At 57.4% G+C, this 23,740-nt stretch carries 22 protein-coding genes and 1 pseudogene; 18 read left to right on the forward strand and 5 right to left on the reverse strand.

What is annotated here, in order from left to right:
- Positions 1-87: 87 nt before the first annotated feature.
- From C7534_RS21490 to C7534_RS21555, 14 genes are all read left to right on the forward strand, one after another.
- Positions 88-969: a phospholipase gene (locus C7534_RS21490; RefSeq protein ID WP_109786960.1), complete on the forward strand. Its 882-nt coding sequence runs from the start codon at positions 88-90 to the stop codon at positions 967-969.
- Between the two features lie 80 nt (positions 970-1,049).
- On the forward strand, positions 1,050-1,955 hold the full coding sequence (locus tag C7534_RS21495) for an AraC family transcriptional regulator (protein ID WP_046033130.1): 906 nt from the start codon (positions 1,050-1,052) through the stop codon (positions 1,953-1,955).
- A 330-nt stretch (positions 1,956-2,285) separates the two neighbouring features.
- Positions 2,286-3,596, forward strand: coding sequence for an ABC transporter substrate-binding protein (locus tag C7534_RS21500; RefSeq protein WP_109786961.1), 1,311 nt, complete (start codon positions 2,286-2,288; stop codon positions 3,594-3,596).
- Positions 3,597-3,738: 142 nt separating this feature from the next.
- Complete coding sequence (locus C7534_RS21505) at positions 3,739-4,665, forward strand: carbohydrate ABC transporter permease (RefSeq protein WP_109786962.1); 927 nt, start codon at positions 3,739-3,741, stop codon at positions 4,663-4,665.
- Between the two features lie 10 nt (positions 4,666-4,675).
- Positions 4,676-5,506, forward strand: a complete 831-nt coding sequence (locus tag C7534_RS21510; RefSeq protein WP_109786963.1) for a carbohydrate ABC transporter permease — start codon at positions 4,676-4,678, stop codon at positions 5,504-5,506.
- 33 nt (positions 5,507-5,539) lie between these two features.
- Positions 5,540-6,643: an ABC transporter ATP-binding protein gene (locus C7534_RS21515; protein WP_109786964.1), complete on the forward strand. Its 1,104-nt coding sequence runs from the start codon at positions 5,540-5,542 to the stop codon at positions 6,641-6,643.
- Between the two features lie 15 nt (positions 6,644-6,658).
- On the forward strand, positions 6,659-8,131 hold the full coding sequence (locus tag C7534_RS21520) for a mannitol dehydrogenase family protein (protein ID WP_109786965.1): 1,473 nt from the start codon (positions 6,659-6,661) through the stop codon (positions 8,129-8,131).
- Between the two features lie 19 nt (positions 8,132-8,150).
- Positions 8,151-9,647, forward strand: a complete 1,497-nt coding sequence (xylB, locus tag C7534_RS21525) for a xylulokinase (RefSeq protein WP_109786966.1) — start codon at positions 8,151-8,153, stop codon at positions 9,645-9,647.
- Positions 9,648-9,660: 13 nt separating this feature from the next.
- The gene (locus C7534_RS21530) at positions 9,661-10,611 is read left to right on the forward strand and encodes a carbohydrate kinase family protein (RefSeq protein WP_109786967.1); all 951 of its coding nucleotides are present in this window, start codon (positions 9,661-9,663) and stop codon (positions 10,609-10,611) included.
- Positions 10,612-10,944: 333 nt separating this feature from the next.
- Positions 10,945-14,451 carry a type VI secretion system tip protein TssI/VgrG gene (gene tssI / locus C7534_RS21535; RefSeq protein WP_109786968.1) on the forward strand — a complete coding sequence of 1,169 codons (3,507 nt, stop codon included), beginning with the start codon at positions 10,945-10,947 and terminating at the stop codon, positions 14,449-14,451.
- Positions 14,444-15,097: a DUF2931 family protein gene (locus tag C7534_RS21540; protein WP_109786969.1), complete on the forward strand. Its 654-nt coding sequence runs from the start codon at positions 14,444-14,446 to the stop codon at positions 15,095-15,097. Before tssI ends, C7534_RS21540 begins: the two co-directional genes overlap by 8 nt.
- Before the next feature lie 18 nt (positions 15,098-15,115).
- Complete coding sequence (locus C7534_RS21545) at positions 15,116-15,769, forward strand: DUF2931 family protein (protein WP_109786970.1); 654 nt, start codon at positions 15,116-15,118, stop codon at positions 15,767-15,769.
- A gap of 18 nt (positions 15,770-15,787) precedes the next feature.
- Positions 15,788-16,441 (forward strand): DUF2931 family protein, encoded by a 654-nt coding sequence (locus tag C7534_RS21550; protein WP_109786971.1) that lies wholly within the window; start codon positions 15,788-15,790, stop codon positions 16,439-16,441.
- An 18-nt stretch (positions 16,442-16,459) separates the two neighbouring features.
- Complete coding sequence (locus C7534_RS21555) at positions 16,460-17,113, forward strand: DUF2931 family protein (RefSeq protein ID WP_109786972.1); 654 nt, start codon at positions 16,460-16,462, stop codon at positions 17,111-17,113.
- 154 nt (positions 17,114-17,267) lie between these two features.
- On the opposite strand, the gene C7534_RS21560 is transcribed toward C7534_RS21555, so the two are convergent.
- Positions 17,268-17,564: a hypothetical protein gene (locus tag C7534_RS21560; protein ID WP_109786973.1), complete on the reverse strand. Its 297-nt coding sequence runs from the start codon at positions 17,562-17,564 to the stop codon at positions 17,268-17,270.
- Between the two features lie 508 nt (positions 17,565-18,072).
- On the opposite strand from C7534_RS21560, the gene C7534_RS21565 reads away from it, so the two are divergent.
- Positions 18,073-18,339: a DUF2790 domain-containing protein gene (locus tag C7534_RS21565; RefSeq protein ID WP_109786974.1), complete on the forward strand. Its 267-nt coding sequence runs from the start codon at positions 18,073-18,075 to the stop codon at positions 18,337-18,339.
- 90 nt (positions 18,340-18,429) lie between these two features.
- Positions 18,430-18,825 carry a hypothetical protein gene (locus tag C7534_RS21570; protein ID WP_046033117.1) on the forward strand — a complete coding sequence of 132 codons (396 nt, stop codon included), beginning with the start codon at positions 18,430-18,432 and terminating at the stop codon, positions 18,823-18,825.
- Here C7534_RS21570 and C7534_RS21575 read toward each other — a convergent pair.
- Complete coding sequence (locus tag C7534_RS21575) at positions 18,822-19,082, reverse strand: DUF1652 domain-containing protein (protein WP_046033116.1); 261 nt, start codon at positions 19,080-19,082, stop codon at positions 18,822-18,824. The genes C7534_RS21570 and C7534_RS21575 overlap by 4 nt on opposite strands.
- Before the next feature lie 285 nt (positions 19,083-19,367).
- Between C7534_RS21575 and eco the strand changes: the two genes are divergently transcribed.
- Positions 19,368-19,850: a serine protease inhibitor ecotin gene (eco, locus tag C7534_RS21580; RefSeq protein WP_109786975.1), complete on the forward strand. Its 483-nt coding sequence runs from the start codon at positions 19,368-19,370 to the stop codon at positions 19,848-19,850.
- A 30-nt stretch (positions 19,851-19,880) separates the two neighbouring features.
- On the opposite strand, the pseudogene ilvA reads toward eco, so the two are convergent.
- The 3 genes and pseudogenes from ilvA to C7534_RS21595 all read right to left on the reverse strand — a co-directional run.
- Positions 19,881-20,876 (reverse strand): annotated as a pseudogene (gene ilvA, locus C7534_RS21585) (threonine ammonia-lyase, biosynthetic); the annotation flags it as partial.
- A gap of 288 nt (positions 20,877-21,164) precedes the next feature.
- On the reverse strand, positions 21,165-22,316 hold the full coding sequence (locus C7534_RS21590; protein ID WP_109786977.1) for a PQQ-dependent sugar dehydrogenase: 1,152 nt from the start codon (positions 22,314-22,316) through the stop codon (positions 21,165-21,167).
- A 27-nt stretch (positions 22,317-22,343) separates the two neighbouring features.
- Positions 22,344-22,697 (reverse strand): hypothetical protein, encoded by a 354-nt coding sequence (locus C7534_RS21595; protein ID WP_109786978.1) that lies wholly within the window; start codon positions 22,695-22,697, stop codon positions 22,344-22,346.
- A 190-nt stretch (positions 22,698-22,887) separates the two neighbouring features.
- Between C7534_RS21595 and ku the strand changes: the two genes are divergently transcribed.
- Complete coding sequence (gene ku, locus C7534_RS21600; protein WP_109786979.1) at positions 22,888-23,736, forward strand: non-homologous end joining protein Ku; 849 nt, start codon at positions 22,888-22,890, stop codon at positions 23,734-23,736.
- The last annotated feature ends 4 nt before the right edge of the window (positions 23,737-23,740 follow it).

Consider the following 23,740-nt stretch of genomic DNA (forward strand, 5'->3'; position numbering starts at 1 on the left):
CAGTGACTGGCAATGCGGCCAAGCACTCCTACGCTGGGTCATGAAAGTCTTCCCACGGATGGGGCGATTCCACAACAAGGAACTCTCATGACCCGCAACACAGCAACCCCACTCGATAAAAAACAATGGATGAGCAACGTACTGGATATCGGTCGATTGAAGCTGACCGATATTATTTGGCCCGGCACGCATAACGCCGGGATGGACGAACGGGCGCCAAACTACGAAGTGGTACTCGGCAACTGGACAACCTGCCAGACCGACACATTTGCCTGGCAACTGGCCAACGGCGCACGGGCGTTCGATATTCGCCTCGGCTGCACCGCCGGCCCGCAAGCACCGGTCTACTACTTTCACCACAACGGCTATCAGTCCCACCGCATTCTTGATGAGTTGATCGAGGCGGTGACGACGTTCCTCACTCAAAATCCGGACGAGTTCATCATCTTCGACTTCCATCAATTGGGCGATGATTCAAAGCTTTTTGATTATCAACAATTCAATGATTTGCTGATGCGACGACTGGGGACGCGCTTGATCCGTTCTGCGGATGCTTTCAGTACCGTGGAACAGCTCAAGCACGCCAGCTCGCAGCGGCGCATCGTCATGGCGGCTCAAGCAAATCCCGGGCTGAACAGCGAGTATTTCTGGCCGCACATCCGTCACAAGTGGAACGGCAAGGTGTTCACCGACATCGGCGAACTGCAAACGCATATCGAAACGACCCTTGCGCAAGCACCTTACGAGTCATTTCTTTGGTCGTTGCCGGCGACCTGCTATTCGCTGTTGGGTGGCCCGCAGCACATCAGAAACCAAATCAATGACTGGTTCCACACCACCGGCAATTGGGTCACCCGGTGCAGCATCATCAGCACTGATTTCTTTGAAGAGACGGATATCGTTCGCTATTGCTGGAGCGCCACCAGCATGAAGGCAGTTTACGGACACCGGTTGCATACACCCGCATAAGCGAACGTCGCGCCACGCTGGCACCGCAGGCAACAAACGAGGCATGATCCGAAACGCGATAACAAAAAAAGCACCCAGACATGACCAGAACAGCCCGCGTGACCGACCCCTCCTACGAATTGATGGACGACCACAACGGGTTGTCCATCATCTATCGTCAGCACGGCTTCCCCTGCCCGCTGGTGCGCTGGCATTTTCACAAGGAATACGAGTTGCACCTGATCGTCGCCAGCTCCGGCAAGGTGTTCATCGGCGACTACATCGGTAATTTCTATCCCGAGACACTATTCCTCACCGGCCCCAACCTGCCTCACAACTGGATCAGCCAGGTCGCGGAAGACGAAGTGGTGCCCAAACGCGACATGCTGGTCAACTTCACCGACGAACTGTTCGAAAGCGGCCATCAGGTATTCGCCGAGCTCAAGACCCTCGCGCCACTGCTGGAGCGCGCGCAGTACGGTATCGAGTTTCGTGGCAAGCGCACCATCCGCCAGGCCATGACCCTGATGCAACGCATTGCCGACACCCAAGGCGTCACTCGCCTCGGGCATTTTTTTATTCTGCTGGAGCTGCTGGCGGCATGCGACGACTATCAATTACTGTCGGGCGCAACGACACCGCAATTGGCCGATGAACACAACATCGATCGCACCAACCGCGCCGTCGATTACATTTTTGCCCATTACGCCCGGGAGCTGCCGCTTGAGGAAGTTGCCGAGCATCTGGGCATGAAGCCGACGTACTTCAGCAGGGTGTTCAAACAAGCCACCGGGCGCTGTTTCATCGAATTCGTCAATCGGCTGCGAATCAGCAAATCCTGCGAGCTGCTGGCCGATGGCGACAAACCGGTGACCGATGTGTGCTTCGAGTCGGGTTTCAACAATATTTCCAACTTCAATCGACGTTTTCAGCAACTCAAGGGCATGACGCCGTCGCACTACCGGCGGTTGGCGGTGCAACGCCTTACTGAGCAAAATCAGCACTGACGTTCCGACCTGTAGCAGCTGCCGAAGGCTGCGTTCGACTGCAAAGCAGGCGCAAAACCTGCCACTCTGGTCCGCCAGTAACACCGTGTACTCTGCCCTAACGAGTGCTGCGCACTCGAACGCAGCCTTCGGCAGCTGCTACAGGGCGCTTGGTGCGGAATTCTTCCTTTCCAGATCCCAGTGCAAAATAGTATCGATTCAAGTGCGATGGATGATTTGTCACGCCATCGATTGAAGGCTGTAATCAGCGCACATTCTTCCCTGCTCAGGAAGACACAAAAACAATAACTGTCCTTCTGTAACCCTCGAGGTGCAGAAAAGGAGTGCTCGATGCAACCTTCTGTAAAAGCTCTGCTTGCCCTCACCTGCATGACCCTCAGCAGCGTCAGCTTCGGCGCTCAGACCCTGACAATCGCCACCGTCAACAACAGCGACATGATCCGCATGCAAAAGCTGTCGAAAACCTTCGAAGCCGAGCACCCGGACATCAAGCTCAATTGGGTGGTGCTCGAAGAAAACGTTCTGCGCCAACGCCTGACCACCGACATCGCGACACAGGGCGGGCAGTTCGACGTGCTGACCATCGGCATGTACGAAGCCGCACTGTGGGGTGCCAAGGGTTGGCTGGAGCCGATGAAGGATTTGCCGGCCGGCTATGCACTCGACGATGTCTTCCCGTCAGTGCGTGAAGGCCTGTCGGTCAAGGGCTCGCTGTATGCCCTGCCGTTCTACGCCGAAAGCTCGATCACTTATTACCGCACTGACCTGTTCAAGGACGCCGGGTTGACCATGCCCGAGCACCCGACCTGGACCCAGATCGGCGAATTCGCCAGCAAACTCACCAACAAGGATAAAGAACAGTACGGCATCTGCCTGCGCGGCAAGGCCGGTTGGGGCGAGAACATGGCGCTGATCACCACCGTCGCCAACGCCTATGGCGCACGCTGGTTTGATGAGAAGTGGCAGCCGGAATTTACCGGCCCTGAGTGGAAAAACGCCCTGAATTTCTACGTCGAAACCATGAAGCAATCCGGCCCTCCGGGTGCTTCCAGTAACGGTTTCAACGAAAACCTGGCGCTGTTCAACAGCGGCAAGTGTGCGATCTGGGTCGATGCCAGCGTCGCCGGGTCTTTCGTCACCGACAAAACGCAAAGCAAAGTGGCTGACCACGTCGGATTCACTTATGCCCCGCATGAAACCACCGACAAGGGCTCGGCCTGGCTTTACTCATGGGCACTGGCTATCCCGACCAGTTCCAAGGCCAAGGACGCCGCGAAGACCTTTAGTGCCTGGGCCACCTCCAAGGAATATGGCGCGCTGGTCGCGGAAAAAGACGGAATTGCCAACGTGCCGCCCGGCACTCGAGCCTCGACCTACAACGAGTCCTACATGAACGCCGCGCCGTTCGCCAAGATCACGCTGGAATCGCTCAAGGCCGCGGACCCGAGCAAACCGACGCTCAAACCAGTGCCTTATATCGGCATTCAGTTGGTGACCATTCCTGAGTTCCAAGGCATTGGCACCCAGGTTGGCAAGGCGTTCTCAGCGGCGCTGATCGGTCAAACCACCGCTGATCAAGCCCTGGCTGCCGCCCAACAAACCACCGAACGCGAGATGAAGCGCGCTGGTTATCCCAAGTAACCCCCCAATCCCTGTAGGAGCAAAGCTTGCTCGCGATGAACGATAACGAGGTTCATCCGAAGGACTGCATCGCGGCAATCGCGAGCAAGCTTTGCTCCTACAGCTGAACTTCATTTACCTGTAGCCAATCGGTTTTGATGCCATGAATATTTCAACTGCCAAAGCTCACATGGACCTGCCCCAACCGGTGCGTAAAAGCCAGTTGACCAATCCCGGCTGGTTTTTGGTCAGCCCTTCAGTGGCCTTGTTGCTGTTGTGGATGATTGTGCCGCTGGGCATGACCGTCTACTTCTCAACGATTCGCTACAACCTGCTTAATCCGGGTGAAAACGAGTTCGTCGGGCTGGAGAACTTTACTTACTTCCTGACGGATTCGGGCTTCCTGCCCGGCGCTACCAATACGTTGTTGCTGGTAGGCAGCGTCTTGCTGATCAGCGTGGTGTTCGGCGTGCTGATCAGTGCACTGCTTGAGGCCTCTGAGTTCATGGGCCGCGGCATCGTGCGGGTGATGCTTATTTCGCCGTTCTTCATCATGCCCACCGTCGGTGCGCTGATCTGGAAGAACCTGATTTTCCATCCGGTGTCGGGGATCCTCGCCTACGTCTGGAAACTGTTCGGCGCGCAACCGGTGGACTGGCTGGCGCATTACCCGTTGCTGTCGATCATCATCATTGTGTCGTGGCAATGGCTACCGTTCGCGATCCTGATCCTGATGACTGCCATGCAGTCCCTCGATCAGGAACAGAAAGAAGCGGCGCGCCTCGACGGTGCCGGGCCGATTGCGATCTTCTGGCACCTGACCCTGCCGCATCTGGCGCGACCGATTGCGGTGGTGGTGATGATCGAAACCATCTTCCTGCTCTCGGTGTTCGCCGAAATTTTCACCACCACCAACGGCGGCCCCGGCTACGCCTCGACCAACCTCGCCTACCTGATCTACAACCAGGCGCTGGTGCAATTCGACGTCGGCATGGCCTCGGCGGGTGGTTTGATCGCCGTGGTGATCGCCAACATCGCGGCCATCGTGCTGGTGCGCATGATCGGCAAAAACCTGACAGACAAAGCCTGAGGCCTGCGCCATGACCCTTCAACAATCCCGCCGCCTGCAAAGCCTGCTACTCGGCACCCTGGCCTGGGCCATCGCCATCCTGATTTTCTTTCCGATTTTCTGGATGGTGCTGACCAGTTTCAAAACCGAAATCGATGCATTCGCCACGCCGCCGCAGTTCATCTTCACGCCGACACTGGAGAACTACCTGCACATCAATGAGCGCAGTGACTACTTCAGCTTTGCCTGGAATTCGGTGGTGATTTCGTTCAGCGCCACCGCGTTGTGCCTGCTGATCGCGGTGCCGGCGGCCTACTCGATGGCGTTCTATGAAACCCAACGCACCAAAGGCACGCTGCTGTGGATGCTCTCCACCAAAATGCTGCCGCCGGTGGGCGTGTTGATGCCGATCTACCTGCTGGCCAAAAGCTTTGGCCTGCTCGATACGCGCATTGCGCTGATCATCATTTACACGCTGATCAACCTGCCCATCGTGGTCTGGATGATTTACACCTACTTCAAAGACATCCCCAAAGACATCCTTGAAGCCGCACGCCTGGACGGCGCCACGCTGTGGCAGGAAATGGTCCGGGTGCTGCTGCCCATCGCCAAGGGTGGCCTGGCGTCGACCGTTTTGCTGTCGCTGATCCTGTGTTGGAACGAGGCGTTCTGGTCGCTGAACCTGACCTCGTCGAAAGCCGCGCCACTGACTGCATTGATCGCCTCGTACTCAAGTCCCGAAGGGTTGTTCTGGGCCAAGTTGTCGGCGGTGTCGACGCTGGCCTGTGCGCCGATCCTGATTTTCGGCTGGATCAGCCAGAAACAATTGGTCCGCGGCCTGTCGTTCGGCGCCGTGAAATAGCCCTCAAAGAATAAGCACAAAAGGAGCGCCACCATGGCCAACCTGAAAATCAAGAATCTGCAAAAAGGCTTCGAAGGCTTTTCCATCATTAAAGGCATCGACCTGGAAGTGAACGACAAGGAGTTCGTGGTGTTCGTCGGTCCGTCGGGTTGCGGCAAGTCCACGCTACTGCGGCTGATCGCCGGCCTGGAAGAAGTCAGCGGCGGAACCATAGAGCTCGATGGACGCGACATCACCGAAGTCAGCCCGGCCAAGCGTGACCTGGCGATGGTGTTTCAGACCTACGCCCTGTACCCGCACATGAGCGTGCGCAAAAACATGTCGTTCGCCCTCGATCTGGCCGGCGTGCCAAAAGCGGAAGTCGAGAAGAAAGTCGGCGAAGCGGCGCGCATCCTGGAACTGGGGCCGATGCTCGAACGCAAGCCGAAACAGCTGTCTGGCGGTCAGCGTCAGCGCGTGGCCATCGGCCGGGCGATTGTGCGCAACCCGAAAATATTCCTGTTCGACGAACCGCTGTCCAACCTCGACGCCGCCCTGCGGGTGCAGATGCGCCTGGAACTGTTGCGCCTGCACAAAGAACTGCAAGCCACGATGATTTACGTGACCCACGACCAGGTTGAGGCCATGACCATGGCCGACAAGGTGGTCGTGCTCAATGGCGGCAAAATCGAACAGGTCGGCTCGCCGCTGGACCTGTATCACCAGCCGGCCAACCTGTTTGTCGCCGGGTTCCTGGGCACGCCGAAAATGGGCTTCCTCAAGGGCAAAGTGACCCGCATCGAGGGCCAGCACACCGAAGTGCTGCTGGACGCCGGAACCCGCATCAGCCTGCCATTGAGCGCGGCGACCCTCAGCGTCGGCAGCGCTGTGACATTGGGCATTCGTCCGGAACATCTGGAACTGGCGCAGACCGGCGACTGCACGCTGCAGGTCACCGCCGACGTCAGCGAGCGCCTGGGCAGCGACACCTTCTGCCACGTCGTGACCACGTCCGGTGAAGCCCTGACCCTGCGCGTGCGTGGCGACCTGGCCAGCCGTTATGGCGAAACCCTGAACCTGCACCTGGACGCTGAACACTGCCATTTATTCGATGCCGACGGCGTGGCGCTCACTCGCCCACTGCGCGCCGCCGCCTGATCCCGAGACTATGTGATGAAACTCAATAATCAGAATCTGCATCGCCTCAAGCCTGAGGTGGGTCTGCCCGCCTATGCACTGAGCCACACGCGCCAAGGCATCGCGCACATTGGCGTGGGTGGTTTCCACCGCGCGCATCAGGCGTATTACACCGACGCGCTGATGAATACTGGCGAAGCGCTGGACTGGGCCATTTGCGGGGTCGGCCTGCGCGCCGAAGACCGCCGCGCCCGGGACGATCTCAACGAGCAGGACTACCTGTTCACCCTGTTTGAGCTGGGCGATACCGATGACACCGAAGTCCGGGTCATCGGTGCGATCCGCGACATGCTGCTGGCTGAAGACGGTGCGCAAACGCTGATCGATAAACTCGCCAGCCCCGACATCCGCATTGTCTCGCTGACCATCACCGAGGGCGGCTATTGCATCGACGACAGTACCGGCGAGTTCATGGCCGATCTGCCGCAGATCCAGCACGACCTGGCGCACCCGGATTCGCCGACGACCGTCTTCGGCTTCCTGTGTGCGGCGCTGGCCCAGCGTCGAGCGGCCGGCACGCCGGCGTTCACGCTGATGTCCTGCGATAACCTGCCCCACAACGGCGCGGTCACCCGCAAGGCTCTGCTGGCCTTCGCCGCGTTGCGCGACGCCGATCTGCGCGACTGGATCGAGCGCAATGTGAGCTTTCCCAACGCCATGGTCGACCGCATTACGCCGATGACCAGCACCGAACATCGTCTGCAACTGGCCGACAAACACGCGGTCGACGATGCCTGGCCGGTGGTCTGCGAACCGTTTGTGCAATGGGTGCTGGAAGACAAGTTCGTCAACGGTCGCCCCGCGTGGGAAAAGGTCGGCGTGCAGTTCACCGATGACGTCACGCCTTATGAAGAGATGAAGATCAAACTGCTCAACGGCAGCCATCTGGCACTGACCTATCTGGGGTTTCTCAAGGGTTACCGTTTTGTCCACGAAACCATGAACGACCCGCTGTTCGTGCGCTATATGCGCGCCTACATGGACCTGGACGTGACCCCGCAGCTGTCGCCCGTGCCAGGGATTAACCTGACGGACTACAAAGACACGCTGGTGCAGCGCTTCTCCAACCAGGCCATTGCCGATCAACTGGAGCGGGTGTGCTCGGACGGTTCGTCGAAGTTTCCCAAGTTCACCCTCCCGACCATCAACCGCTTGATTGCTGATGGTCGCGAAACCAAACGGGCCGCGCTGGTCGTGGCGGCGTGGGCCCTGTATTTGAAGGGTGTGGATGAGAATGGCGATACCTACTCGATCCCTGATCCACGGGCGGCGTTCTGTCAGGCACTGGTAGCGGATGATGTGTTGATCACCCAACGATTGCTCGCGGTCGAGGAGATTTTTGGCACGGCGATCCCGCATTCGGCCGAGTTTGTGGCGGCATTCGAGTGGTGTTGCAACAGCTTGCGCGACGTGGGTGTGACGCGGACGTTGGAACGGGTGTTGGCTTGACGATCTGTAGGGGACATTCATGGCAAATCAACAATTATTTCTCGGCATCGATTGCGGCACCCAAGGCACTAAAGCCATTGTCCTCGACTCGGTCAGCGGCCAGGTGCTGGGCCAGGGTGCCGCCGCCCACAGCCTGATCAGCGACGCCAACGGTCGCCGTGAGCAAGACACCCGCCAGTGGCTGCATGCCTTCACCCTGGCCACCCGAAATGCGCTGCGCGAAGCCAATGTCGACGGCCAGGACATCCTCGGCATCGGCGTTTCCGGCCAGCAACATGGTCTGGTCCTGCTCGACGATCAAGGCCAGGTGCTGCGTCCGGCCAAACTCTGGTGCGACACCGAATCCACTCCGGAAAACGATCGCCTGCTGGCGCATCTCGGTGGTGAAAAGGGTTCGCTTGAGCGCCTCGGCGTCGTCATCGCACCCGGTTACACCGTGTCAAAGCTGCTCTGGACCAAGGAGCAACACCCGCACGTGTTCGCCCGCATCGCCCGCATCCTGCTGCCCCACGACTTCCTCAACTTCTGGCTCACCGGCCGCAGTTGCAGTGAATACGGCGACGCCTCCGGCACCGGTTATTTCAACGTACGCACCCGTCAGTGGGATCTGCAACTGCTGCGCGACATTGATCCCACCGGGCGCCTGCAAGCCGCATTGCCGGAGTTGATCGACGCCCACCAGGCCGTCGGCACGTTGTTGCCGAGCATCGCCGAACACTTGGCCATCAACCCGCAAGCGCTGGTTTCAAGCGGTGGCGGCGACAACATGATGGGCGCGATTGGCACCGGCAACATCAAGCCCGGCGCGATCACCATGAGCCTCGGCTCATCGGGCACGGTGTGCGCTTATACCGATCAGCCCAAAGTCAGCGCGGACGCCTCGGTCGCCACCTTCTGTTCATCCAGCGGTGGTTGGTTGCCGTTGATTTGCACCATGAACCTGACCAACGCGACGGGTGCTATTCGCGAGTTGTTCGACCTGGATATCCAACAGTTCAACAATTGGGTCGCGCAGGCCCCCATCGGAGCCGAAGGCGTGTGCATGCTGCCATTCCTTAACGGCGAACGCGTCCCCGCCCTGCCCCACGCCACCGGCAGCCTGCTGGGCTTGACGATGACTAACCTGACCCAGGCAAATCTGTGCCGTGCCGTAGTGGAAGGCACGACCTTCGGATTGCGTTATGGGCTGGACCTGTTGCGGCACAATGGCTTACAAAGCCGCAGCATCTGCCTGATCGGCGGCGGCTCGAAGAGTCCGGTGTGGCGACAGATCGTCGCCGACATCATGAACACCCCTGTCATCTGCACCGAACAAAGCGAAGCCGCCGCCCTTGGCGCGGCGATTCAGGTGGCGTGGTGCAAATCCTGGGCAAACGGGCACGAGGACAGCCTGGCCGACCTGTGCGAGCGCTGCGTAACGGTTGATCTGGCCAGCGAAACCTTGCCGATTGCCACCAATGTGCAGGCCTTTGAGCAGGCCTATGAACGCTATCGACAGCATGTCGCAACCCTTTAAAGAGTGAGTAACTATGTACCTGGTGTGTGGCGAAGCGCTGTTCGATTTCTTCAGTGAAGAGGACGCCAGCGGCCTGGCTTCAAAAGTGAATTTCAAGGCGATTGCCGGCGGTTCGCCGTTCAACGTGGCGGTCGGTTTGCGCCGTTTGGGTGTGGAGTCGGCGTTGTTTGCCGGGCTGTCCACCGACTACCTCGGCCGCCGCTTGCAGCAGGTGCTGCAGGGTGAAGGCGTACGCGCCGATTACCTGGTGGATTTCGCCGCGCCAAGCACGCTGGCAATGGTTGCCGTCGGCGCCAATGGCTCGCCGCACTACAGCTTTCGCGGTGAAGGTTGCGCGGATCGGCAATTGACACTCGAACACCTGCCAGTGCTGGGGCCTGAAGTGCGCGGCTTGCATGTCGGTTCGTTCTCGCTGGTGGTGCAGCCGATTGCCGACACGCTGCTGGCGCTGGTGCAACGTGAAAGCGGTCAACGCCTGATCAGCCTTGATCCCAACGTGCGGCTCAATCCAGAACCAAACATCGAGCTCTGGCGTTCGCGGGTCGCGACACTGGTTGAGTATGCGGACCTGATCAAAGTCAGCGACGAGGATTTGAGTCTGTTGTACCCCGAGGAAGATCCGCAACGGGTGATCGAAGGCTGGTTGCAGCATCGCTGTCAGTTGGTGTTCCTGACCCGGGGCGGTGAAGGTGCGACGGTGTTTAGCCGTGTTCATGGCGAATGGTCGGTGCCGGCCAGTACCGTGAAGATTGCTGACACGGTGGGGGCTGGTGATACGTTCCAGGCGGCGTTGATTACCTGGTTGACCGAGCAGCAGCTGGATTCGATTGAGGGTTTGAAGCAGCTTGGGCGCGAGCAGATTGATGCGATGCTGAAGTTTGCAGTGCAGGCGGCGGCGTTGACGTGCAGCAAGACCGGGCCGGATTTGCCGTATCGGCATCAACTGGATCTTCGCCGTAGCTGATGGCCGCATCGCGGGCAAGCCCGCTCCCACAGGGGATTTGCGGTGAGCACAGTTTTTGTGGTCGGCGACAATCCCAATGTGGGAGCGGGCTTGCCCGCGATGGCGGTGTCACTCACACCGCCTCCTCTCGGTTCGTCGCTACTTCAAGACTGTGACACCAGAATTCCTAGTAAAACATAACGAAATACCTCCCGGATTCACTGGTCCAAACCGTGCCACTAAGGGTTTTCCCGATGGTTGGAGAGCCGCTCGCCTACGCCATTTGCGCCTTGAACGAGGCCGTTTAATCCTGCACCATCCGCCCCAGCTAATTCAAAGGACGGAATTCAAGGCATGCTGGACGCTAACGCAACCCATATTTCCCTCACGCTGGAAGGCGTTTCTGCCGACCTGCAAGTGCTCAGCTTCGTCGGTCGCGAAGCCCTCAACCAACCGTTCTGTTTCGACATCGAACTGGTCAGCGCCCGCCCCGACCTGAAACTCGAAGACATCCTGCACAAGCCTGGCTGCCTGACCTTCGGCGCGACCGGCAAAGGCATCATTCACGGTCTGGTCTATCGCATCGAGCAAGGCGACTCGGGTAAAAAACTGACCCGCTACAGCATCAGCCTGTGCCCGCAATTGGCGTACCTGCGCCACAGCCACGACCAGCAAATCTTCCAGCAGTTGAGCGTGCCGAAGATCATCGCGCAGGTGCTGGAAGCGCGCGGCATTCTGGCTGACGCGTACAGTTTCCAGCTCGGCGCGATCTACCCCGACCGCGACTACTGCGTGCAGTACGACGAGTCGGACCTGCATTTCATCCAGCGCCTGTGCGAAGAAGAAGGCATTCACTTCCACTTCCAGCACAGCGCCAGCGGCCACAAACTGGTGTTTGGCGATGACCAGACTGTGTTCCGCAAACTGGCGCCCGTGGCCTACCAGCAAGACTCTGGCATGGCCGCCGAGAAACCGGTGATCAAACGTTTCAACCTGCGTCTGGAAACCCGGACCACCCGCGTCAGCCGCCGCGACTACGACTTCGAAAAGCCGCGCATCCTGCCCGAAGGCGCCGCCAAAAGCGCATTCGCCCCGGACCTCGAAGACTACGACTACCCTGGCCTGTTCCTCACCCGCGAGCGCGGCAAGCAACTGGCGACCCGCGCCCTGGAACGCCATCGCAGCGACTACTCACTCGCTGAAGGCAAAGGTGACGAACCCGCGTTGGTCAGCGGCCACTTCATGGCCCTCAGCGAACACCCGCGCGCCGAGTGGAACGACCTCTGGCTGCTGCTGGAAGTCGTCCACGAAGGCAAACAACCGCAGGTGCTGGGCGAGAACATCACCAGCGACGTCACCCACAACAAAGACGATTTCCATCAGGGCTACCGCAACCGCTTCCTCGCCACGCCTTGGGACGCGCACTACCGCCCTGCCCTCGAACACCCGAAACCGAAAGTCCTGGGCAGCCAGACCGCCATCGTCACCGGCCCGCCGGGCGAAGAAATCCATTGCGACGAATACGGTCGCGTCAAAGTCCAGTTCCACTGGGACCGCGACGGCCAGGCCAACGACAAAACCAGCTGCTGGCTGCGCGTCGCCACCGGTTGGGCCGGCAGTGCCTACGGCGGAATCGCCATCCCGCGCGTCGGCATGGAAGTGCTGGTCAGCTTCTTCGAAGGCGACCCCGACCAACCGCTGGTGACCGGCTGCCTGTACCACAAGGAAAACGTTGTCCCCTACGACCTGCCGGCGAACAAAACCCGCAGCACCTTCAAAACGCTCAGCTCACCGGGCGGCAAGGGCTACAACGAATTTCGCATCGAAGACAAAAAAGGCGCGGAACAGATCTACCTCCACGCCCAGCGCGACTGGGACGAAAACATCGAGCACGACCAGAAAATCCGCATCGGCAACGAGCGGCACGACACGGTTGAAGCCAATGTTTACAGCGAGTTCAAAGTTGAAGAACGCCGCATCACCCACCTCGACCGCAAGACCGAAGCGCGAGCCGATGACCACCTGACCGTCGCCGTGACCCAGCATGTGAAGGTCGGGACGGCGCAGTTTGTCGAGGCCGGTGAGGAGATTCACTACAACGCCGGGGAAAAGGTTGTGGTTGAGGGCGGGATGGAACTGACGGCCACGGCTGGCGGGAGTTTCGTCAAGGTCGATGCGGGGGGTGTGACGATCAGCGGGGCTGAGGTCAAGACCAACTCCGGTGGTGCGCCGGGTGCGGGGAGCGGGATTCAGATTCTTGCGCCGATCACACCGGCCGCAGCTGCGGCTGCCGCGGCAGGGAAAGTGCTGAGTGCTCCGCCGGTTGGCAAGTTCAATGCTGTTGCTGATTCCGTGCCCAAGACAGTGAAAACGGCTGCAGGGGATGATCCTGAAGAGGAACTTGAGGAAGAGGAAGAAGAGGTCGAGCTGGAAGATATTACGTTGCGGATTGGGGTGTTCTTTGATGGTACGGGGAACAACCGCAGTAATAGCGAGCGTGTTTATGGTTGCTTCGCTCCGGATGTAAACCTGCAAGATTCGGCCGCAGACATCCGTCAGTACTGCGCCTCTTTTGGCTACGACGGCAAAGGAAGTAGCCCGGACAACAGTTATGGCAATGATGTCAGTAACGTAGCCAGACTGTATGACCTTTATCAGAACCAAGTGGATGAAGCGCTGCCTATTGATGCAGAAAGGGCGAGTTTATCGATTTATGTGGATGGGATCGGCACCAGCAGTACCGAGGAGGACTCCACTTTTTCACAAGGCACAGGCATAGGTGCACAGGGTGTCCGGGCGCGGGTAGAAGAGACTCCAGACCTATTTATTCAGGCGATCCGACTCTTTAAAAACAACAATCCTGATAAGCGTATTTCTAACATTGAGTTCGACATTTTCGGATTCAGTCGAGGCTCTGCGGCGGCAAGAGACTTTGCTAATGAAATACTAAAAGGTAGCCAAAGTATTCTCGCTAAAGCGCTGCCGGCGGGATCGCCAATGTTATCGGACAGCTTTGCATGGAAGCCAAATACCGACATCTCCATAAATTTCATCGGCGTCTACGACACAGTTGCAGCCATTGCCAACCCGCTGGTAGGGGACTGGAATGGTAATAATGCTTTTAACCCAGGGATCAATATCTATCTAGCACCAGACGCGGCAAAGAAAGTCGTCCAATTAGTCGCTCGAAATGAGCGACGTTACAATTTTGCGTTAAACAGTCTTGGGGCTGCCGATATTATTTTGCCGGGCGTGCACTCGGACCTCGGTGGCGGCTATCTACCCAAGGCGAGAGAGCGGATACTGCTCAGCAAACCGCGTAGGAGTCCGGTAGACGAAAGGACATCTTTTGTTGAAGCTAACAGTTACAAGGTTGCCCAAGAGGACTTGAGGCGGCTACAGGATCAATTGGCCCAATATAACCTCCCATTGGAGATCCGCACGTGGGAGGTGCCGTTTCGTACCACGGGTAAAGAAAACCGCAAAGATATGAAATACGTTTATGCCGCTGTCAGCAGTCAACGAGAGGTCCGCAGTGAGCTGTCCTTGATCTACTTTCGGATCATGCGCGAACTAGCCGTTGAAAATGGAGTGCCTTTTGGACAAATCCCCGAGAGCAACCCAAGACTGGCGCTACCTGCGGAGCTCATACCCATCTCCGAAAAATTGTTGTCGTACGCTCAGGGGAAAAGCAAAACAATAGGGCTGACCTCACAGGAAGAGGAACTGCTCTTCCAGCGTTACGTTCATTTATCTGACAACTGGAACGCCGCTAAAAATCGAAACAATAGTGACTTGAATATAGTCTTCATCAATCGACCAGACGTAAATTCTGTACGCACGGCACATCAAAATGAGTAACTTTTTACGCGTCGCTATCGCCGCCTTTCTGCTCAGTGGATGCACGTTAGCCAACAGTGAAACGCTACCTTACAAAGCCTGGCGTTTGGGTTTCTCAGCACCTAACTACATGGAAGTCTGGATCGAAACAGCTGATGTTATTGATGTCGAAGGCCAAGTATACAGACGTGCCATGAGTGGAATAGCTGCGATACAGACTCCTCCCAATAACACGGGCGACCCTAGAGGCTGGCCGGAAAAGCCGGGGCCGGGCAAAGGTAAGAATGTAACTGGAGCAGACTTACCTAAAAAAATCTACGTCCGATGGCAATCATTGGTTGAACCTCAAACTTATAAAATGGTTATCGACATACCCGAGTCGACCAGGGAACTTATGCGCAAGGGTGAAAAAGCCTTTTGTGCTGCTGATGGAAAATGGATAACAGGCTACCGCGAGGTATTGGTAATAAATCTGGCACCCGGAGGGATGGCTAAAGTGTGGGTAATGGGATCGTGCCTGCCAGCGATAGAAGTGGCTAAGGTAAAAGCCGAGATTGACCCACGTGGACCTTATGAAGGTAACTCTGGCGGCAAGTACGACAAGCTATCCGACCAATCCAAAGCCTACGTCGAAAAGTTTGGTGTGCCCTATGATTCTTGGAAGTGACAGAGCCCAAGCAGCCTGATGAGTAATTTCTTGCGAACTACGATTTGCGCATTTTTGCTCAGTCGTTGCACATACGCCAACAGCGAGCCAATGCCTTACAAATCCTGGTACTTGGGGTTCTCGGCCCCCGCTTACATGGAGGTTTGGATCGAAACCGCCGATGTTGTCGATATTCAGGACCATGTATACCCACGTGCGATGAGTGGTCTTGCCTCCATGTTAAAGCCGCCAAACAATTCTGGCGATCCGCGAGGTTGGCCGAAAAGAGCTAGCATCGGCAGCGGTAAGCATGTGACAGGGGCCGACTTGCCCAAGCAGATTTATGTCCGCTGGCAGTCGCAGGTCGAACCGCAAACCTACCTGATGGTGATTAAAATCCCTGAGGTTACTCGGGAGATTATGCTTAAGGGTGAAAAGGTTTTCTGCGCTGCCGATGGGAAATGGATCACTGGCTATCGTCAGTCAATCGGTATAAGGCTGGTCCCCGGAGGTATTGCCAAAGTCTGGGTTGGCGGTCCATGCATGACGCCGATCGAGGTGACCACGGTAAAAGCCGTGATTGATCCGCGTGGCCCATACGAAGGTAAGTCTGGAGGTCACTACCGCCCCCTTTCCGCCGTTTCCAAGGCCTATGTCGAAAAACTTGGCGTGCCTTATGATTCTTGGAAGTGAAAGAGCCAAAGCAGCCTGATGAATAGTATCTTGCGAATAACGGTTTGCGCATATTTGCTCAGTGGTTGCACTTTCGCCAACAGCGAGGCAATGCCTTACAAATCCTGGCGCTTGGGCTTTTCGGCGCCGAATTACATGGAAGTGTGGATCGAGTCGGCCGATGTAGTCGATATCAAAGAGCAGGTTTATCCGCGAGCGATGAGTGGCACTGCTGCCATACAGACACCTCTTAACAACACTGGCGACCCTAGAGGGTGGCCCGAAAAGCCAGGAATCGGCAAAGGTAAGAATGTAACTGGGGCGGACTTACCAAAAAAGATTTATGTACGCTGGCAGTCTCTTGTCGAACCGCAAACTTACCAAATGGTGATCAACGTACCCGAGTCGACAAGGGCGATCATGCGCAAGGAAGAAAAGGCTTTTTGCGCATTTGATGGTAAGTGGATTACAGACTACCGCAACGCGTTGGTTATCAATTTGGCGCCCGGCGGGATGGCCAAAATATGGGTGATGGGGTCGTGTCTGCCAGCGATAGAAGTGACCAAGGTAAAAGCCGTAGTTGATCCACGCGGCCCATATGAAGGTAAGTCTGGCGGTAAGTACGACAAGCTATCCGACCAATCCAAAGCCTACGTCGAAAAGTTTGGTGTGCCCTATGATTCTTGGAAGTGACAGAGCCGTGACGCTCTAATGATTAGTTATTTACGACCTACCTTCTGCGCGTTATTGCTCAGTGGCTGTACATTTGCTAACAGCCAGTCAATGCCTTACAAATCCTGGTACTTGGGATTCTCGGCTCCTGACTACATGGAGGTCTGGATCGAAACAGCCGATGTCGTCGACATTCAGGACCGTGTGTTTCAGCGTGCTGGGAGTGGCATCGCGTCAATGCAATCGCCTCCCAACAATTCCGGCGACTCGCGAGGTTGGCCGAAAAGAGCTGCCATCGGCAGCGGTAAGCACGTAACAGGGGCCGACTTGCCCAAACAGATCTATGTTCGTTGGCAATCGCTGGTCGAACCGCAAACCTACCTGATGGTGATTAAAATCCCTGAGGCTACTCGGGAGATCATGCGTAAGGGTGAAAAGGCTTTCTGCGCGGCCGATGGAAAATGGATCACTGGCTACCGTCAGTCAATCGGTATAAGGCTGGTCCCCGGAGGGATTGCCAAAGTCTGGGTAGGTGGTCCGTGCATGACACCGATCGAAGTGACTACGGTAAAAGCTGTGATAGATCCACGTGGGCCGTATGAAGGTAAGTCTGGCGGTGAGTACGAGTCACTCTCCAATGAATCAAAAGCCTACGTCGAAAAGTTTGGTGTGCCCTATGACTCTTGGAAGTGAAAGAGCGACAACAGTTTAATGAAGAGCTTTCACGAACCACCTTGCGAGTATTGAGGCTTGGCGCCAATGACGCTTAAGCGTGATCACTGAGTTCCCATCCAAAACGAAAAAATCCAGCGCCTAGAAACGCTGGATTTTTTTTACAGATCAAGCGTCAGACCGGCGCTTTCCACCCCATCATCCGCTGCTGCGCAACCGCTAACAGGTCAAACCCATCCTGCGTCAGCAGATAAAGCGCGTGAGTAATGTGCGGAATGTCTTGAACATCACCGTGCTTGAAGCATTGGCAATGCAGCGTTTCAAGTAGCTGGCTGGAGGCTCTTACTCGCTGTAGCGCGGCTTCGAGAATGTCTTGGGGGTTGGCTTCGGTGTCGATTACCAAAGGACTTGAGTCGGTAACGTTGCTTTTGAGTGAACGATAACGATCTGGAAACGGTTTAAACGTTGGCATTGAAATTACTCGATGATTAATAAGTAATCGCCAGCACCGTGACCAAACGGTGGGTGGCGGCTGTGTACAGGCTTGGTCAACCGAAACCATCAAATCGGCTCGCCCGAAGGCGTCCAGCACACAGCCACCATTGCAACGCACTTACAGGACATAGATGTCCGCAGAGCGAATGATGGCACAAATATGTGAGATGGCATCAGGTGACCAAACCCGACCGCTGATTTTGCAGCGAGCCCAAACAGTAATCGCTCCCACCCGGCAGGCGAAAGTCGATAAGTCACCTACGCTTGTAGGACCCAGCCGAAGCTGCCGTCGCTTTATTACCCGGCGAAACATCCGACAGAAACACCCCGCACGACAGGCGGCGTTCAGCTGGGTTAACCATCGCTTAACGCCGTGGTTAAAAACTCAACACGACCGCACGCCCTCAGACGCTTCTGATGCCCAGTGCGGCAGGTTCGACGCCTTGATGTCGAGCTGATTTTCCGCCCGCTCTGGAGATCGCCTCATGAACACTCGCACCCTGATTTTTGCCACCGCCCTCACCTGCACTGCGTTTGCCGGGCTTGCCCAGGCCAACGACACACCCTCTTCCCAAGCCGTGCCCTATCACTACGGCATGCCGCTGAACGTGGGCAAAGTCGTGGCCCTGACAGAGCCGACGACCGACGAATGCAAAGTGATCACCGCCGATATGAAGTACATCGACACGTCCGGCAAGCCTGAAGAAATCACCTACAGGAAGCTTTCCGACGCGTGCAGTTATCAAAACTGACGGAACAGTCTGATTCGAAACCTGGCGGTTTTACTGTGAGGGTTCTGGCGTTATGCTCTAGCGCCTCCCTCACTGCCGCAAGGATTCGCCATGCAGTTGTCGTTTCGTACGTTGTCGATGTTCACCGCCGCTTTGTGTCTATTGCTAGCGTTGATCTGGGGCTTGATGCCGGACGAGTTGCTGGCGATCTGGGGAATTGAATATTCCACGGCGACAGGCCTTGTCGCCCGGCGCAGCGCGGTGGTGTTTGCGGCGCTGGGGTTGATTTTCTATTGGGTTCGAAACGAGGCGCCGTCGGTGACTCGCAGCGCGCTGTGCAGCGGTTTTATGGTGGGTTGTTTCGGTTTGGCCGCATTGGGTTTCGGTGAATGGCTCAATGGCCACGCCGGGCCGGGCATATTGCTGGCGGTCCTGGTTGAGCTGGCGCTGGGCCTGGGCTTTCTTCAGACCCGGCGCCTGTCGGTAGAACTCGAAACCGTGGGCTAAAGAGCGCTGCTTACTCTGTGCGGGATTTCCACGGACTGTTGTTTGGTGCGCAGTTCGGCGATCAGTTCGTTGATTTCCCGACAACCATTAAGCGCCGAAGCATCGATCCCGGTCACGTGCAGGTCAAGCGCGTCGGTTTGACCGTCCGCATACACCTTGACGGTCATCAACAACTCTGGGGACAGCGTGCATTGGCAGCGTTTAGGTAAAAAACTGCTTTCGATGATGTTGCGAAGTTCCAAGGCAGAAAGAAACATGGCGACCCTCTCCTTTGTGAGACTGCCAATAACGATCGACGCTGACTCATGTGTCATCCCGGCCAGCTTAAGAACAGCTGAAGCATAAAACATGCCTCGAATTTCGCCGTGCAGCTCATCGGTAAATCAATGATTTAGCGCCAGGGCTTATAAAAACTGCCGTGCAATTCGCAAGAAGCACCTTGAGCGCTCATGCAATCTGCACACAAGCCGCCACGGGTTTGCATTAACCCTTGCGCGCAGTAAGAATGCCGCCACGTACTTCATCACCAGCAAGGAGGCATCATGGGTTCTTTGACGTTCACTTCGGCTGTCGGGCTAATCGTTGCCGGACTGTCAACCGTGGCACATGCCGCGAAGCTTGAAACCGTCGCTCCCTTTCCAAAACCCGAAAGCGGTTTTACCCGCCAGGTCATTCACCTCGCCCCGCAAGCCAAAGAGGACGACTTTCAGGTTGAAATCCTCGCCGGCAAAACCCTGACCGTGGACTGCAATCGCCAACGCCTGGGCGGGATGCTTGAGGAAAAAAACCTTGAAGGCTGGGGGTACCCGTTCTACCGACTGGAAAACGTCATCGGGCCGATGAGCACGTTGATGGCCTGCCCTGACGGCAAGAGCAAAAAAGACTTCGTGCCGGTGGTCGGTGACGGCTTCATGTTGCGTTACAACAGCAAGCTGCCGATCGTGCTTTACGTGCCGAAAGACATCGAAGTCCGCTATCGGATCTGGTCGGCGTCGAGCAGGGTCGAGAACGCCGTTCAGGAGTAACCACACCCGGCCTCACGCCGGTGTGGCACTCAATGCCGCACGCTCGGCCACGTGGCGCAAACTGTCGAAGTTGATGTTGGCCCCCGAGTCGATCGCCACCAGCGTTTGACCCCGGGCACCGGTTTGCGCCACGTACTTCTTGATCCCGGCGACGGCCAGCGCGCCGGACGGTTCGGTGATCGAGCGGGTATCGTCGTAGATGTTCTTGATCGCGGCGCAGAGTTCGTCATTGCTGACCGTCATCACCTCATCGACGCAAAATCGGCAGACTTCGAAGCCATAGGCGCCGATCTGTGCCACCGCCACGCCTTCGGCGAAGGTGCCGACATTCGGCAGGACCACTCGCTCATCTGCTTGCAGTGCAGCGGCCAGACACGCCGAATGTTCTGACTCGACGCCGATGATGCGCACTTCAGGGCGCAGGTATTTGACGTACGCGGCGATGCCGGCGATTAAACCTCCACCGCCCACCGGAACAAAGATCGCATCCAACGGGCCTTGATGCTGGCGCAGGATCTCCATCGCCACCGTGCCTTGCCCGGCAATGACATCCGGGTCGTCGAAGGGCGAAACAAAGGTGCGACCGGTTTGCTCGGCCAGGCCCAGCGCATGATCGAGGGCGAACGGAAAACTCTCACCGTGCAACACCGCCTCTGCCCCACGACTGCGAACCCCGAGCACTTTCAGTTCCGGCGTGGTGCACGGCATGACGATGGTCGCGGCAATCCCCAACTCCCGCGCTGCCAGCGCCACACCTTGCGCATGATTGCCTGCCGAGGCGGTGATCACGCCACGCGCTTTTTGCTCATCACTGAGCTGAACCAGTTTGTTGTAGGCGCCCCGGATCTTGAAGGAGAACGTCGGTTGCAAATCCTCGCGCTTGAGCAGGACCTGATTGCCCAAGGCTTCGGACAACCCCGGTGCCGCTTGCAACGGCGTGCGCACCGCCAGTTCGTACACCGGCGCGGCGAGGATCTTTTTTACATAGTGCTCAAGCAAGGTCTGTTGGGCGTGCGTGCTGGTCATGGTCGTCTCCTGGCGTTGTTCGGGGCCCGAGAGACAGAAAGTAAAAACCCGCCTCTAGGGCGGGTTGGGTGCTGCAGTCGTGAGCTAGCCCGCCAGATAAGGAATGGCGGTAATAATGCTTGGCTGGCAGCGCAATACGGTGGAAGTCATGGCTGGAAATTAGCCTTGGGTTGATGGCAAGTCAATGGCCAATTTTCGTCTGGATGATTGTAGGACTGCTGCGCCCGAGCACGGACCGGCCGGCGCAGGCTGCGCCAGCTGCTACAGGGGCCGGTGCGACCACCGGGGTTATTTCAGGCCCACCTTGTACAGCGCGCCATTGTCCTCATCGGTCAACACATACAAGTACCCATCCGGGCCTTGGCGCACATCGCGGATTCGCGCCTTGAGTTCACCGAGCAATCGCTCTTCGTGAACCACTTTGTCGCCATCGAACTGCAAGCGAATCAGTTCCTGGCTGACCAGCGCCCCGATGAACGCGTTGTGCTGCCAGGCCTTGAATCGATCACTGTCGTAGAACGCCAGTCCGCTCAACCCCGGGGACTTCTCCCAGACATGATGAGGCGCCACCGTGCCTTCGGCGGACTTGCCTTTGGCTTCGGGGATCGGCTGGCCCGAATAGTTGATGCCGTGGGTTGCCAGCGGCCAGCCGTAGTTTTTCCCGCGTTCGATGATGTTCAATTCATCACCGCCCTGAGGTCCGTGTTCGTTCTCCCAGAGAACGCCGGTCCATGGATTGAGCGCTGCGCCTTGCGGGTTACGCTGGCCATAGGACCAGATTTCCGGACGTACGCCTGCCTGACCGACAAAGGGATTGTCGTCCGGCACTTTGCCGTCCGGGTAAATCCGTACGACTTTGCCTTGCAGCTTGTCGAGGTCCTGAGCCGTTGGCCGGTCATTGTTTTCACCGAGCGTGATGAACAGATAGCCATCACGGTCGAACACCAATCGTGAACCGAAGTGGTTGCCGACAGAAAGCTTCGGCTCCTGGCGGAAGATCACCTGGAAATTCCTCAGGGTTTTCAGGTCTTCGGACAATTGCCCCCGGCCTACCGCCGTGCCAGCCTTGTCCCCCGCCCCACCCCCTTCGGCATACGACAGGTAAACCGTGCGGTCTTGCTTGAAGTCGGGGGACAGCACCACATCCAGCAAGCCGCCCTGGCCTTTGGCCCAGACCTTCGGTACACCATCAATCGGGTCGGAGATTTTCCCGTCAACGCTGACGACGCGCAGATGACCGGGCCGCTCGGTCACCAGCATGCCCGTGCGATCCGGCAGGAATGCCAGCGACCATGGATGCTCCAGCCCCTTGGCGAGCGTGGTGACTTCCAGGGTGCCCTGCTCGCTTTGCAGATCCTGAGTCGTGGCCGCGAACACGGGGGCCGCAGCGGTGATGAGGGCGCTGACGCACAAGGTGGCCAGTAGGGTTTTACGCAACATGCACGCTTCCTTTTTTATCGTTCCGGTTCAACGGTTACTGGTGCCTGTATCGCGCGGAGGTGGATTGGGAATGAATGTCGGCGGGCTGGAGGGCGTTGATGGGGTCGAAGGATAACGGTTGCCGATGCCGCCGTTATCCAGGGTCGGAGGCCGTGGCACCGGCATGGTGTTTGGCCCGCGAATGGCCGGGGCACTGGATTGCGAGCCTTGCATGCTGTTCGGGTTGGCTCGGCGAATCGGGCTGTTATAGGGATTGCTGGAAGCCCCCGTCGGGCTTTGCGCCAGGAGCAATGATGACGATTGCACTGGCGATGCGTTCGCCAGACTGCTCAGCAAACAACTCAGCGTCAGGGTGGTGCAGCCGAGCACATATCTGTTCATGGAGGGAGCCTCTCGACGTGGATAGTGTCTTCGATAGCACGCTACGCCCGAGGTTCGGATTTGTTAACTAAAACCTCCTTCACAAGGTGTAACACGAGTTGACTACGCCGCCAGGCCAGGGCCACACAACCGGCTGAAACTTTTGCGTGAGGCCGCCGGTCACCTGATTATCACTTTCGGGAAGACGACCATGGCACGGGCAATCTGGAAAGGCGCAATCAGTTTCGGGCTGGTGCATATCCCTGTGGCGCTGGTCTCGGCGACATCCTCCCAAGGGGTGGATTTCGACTGGCTCGACAGCCGCAGCATGGAGCCGGTCGGGTACAAGCGTGTGAACAAGGTCACCGGCAAAGAAGTCACCAAGGAGCACATCGTCAAAGGTTTGCAATACGAAAAAGGTCGGTACGTGGTCCTCAGCGAAGAGGAAATCAAATCGGCGCACCCTTTATCCACCCAAACCATCGACATCTTTTCCTTTGTCGACAGTGAGCAGATCCCCCTGCAAAACATCGATACGCCCTACTACCTCGCCCCTGATAAACGCGGTGGCAAGGTGTACGCGCTGTTGCGCGAAACGTTGAGCAAAACCAATAAAGTCGCCCTCGCCCATGTAGTGCTGCACACACGTCAGCACCTGGCGGCGTTGATGCCGCTGGAGTCTTCAATGGTATTGGTGATGTTGCGTTGGCCCGCCGAAGTGCGCAGCCTCGATACGCTTGAACTGGGCAACGAGGTGACCAAGCCGGAACTGGCCAAGGGTGAACTCGATATGGCCAAACGCCTGGTGCAAGACATGAGCGCCGACTGGAAACCTGAGGACTACCGCGACAGCTTCGAAGACAAGATCATGGCGCTGGTCGAGAAAAAGGCCAATGAAGGCAAGATCGAGGATGTCGAGACAGCGACCGGTGAAGAGGCGCGCAAAACAGCGGATGTGATTGATCTGACCGAATTGCTTAAACGTAGCCTGGGAAGCAAGGGCAGCGCCAAAGCCAAACCGACGGCACCGAAAAAAGCCACTAGGACTTCTCGTGGTTAGCCAG

The organism is Pseudomonas sp. OV226 (genome assembly GCF_003148705.1).
Lineage (GTDB): Bacteria > Pseudomonadota > Gammaproteobacteria > Pseudomonadales > Pseudomonadaceae > Aquipseudomonas.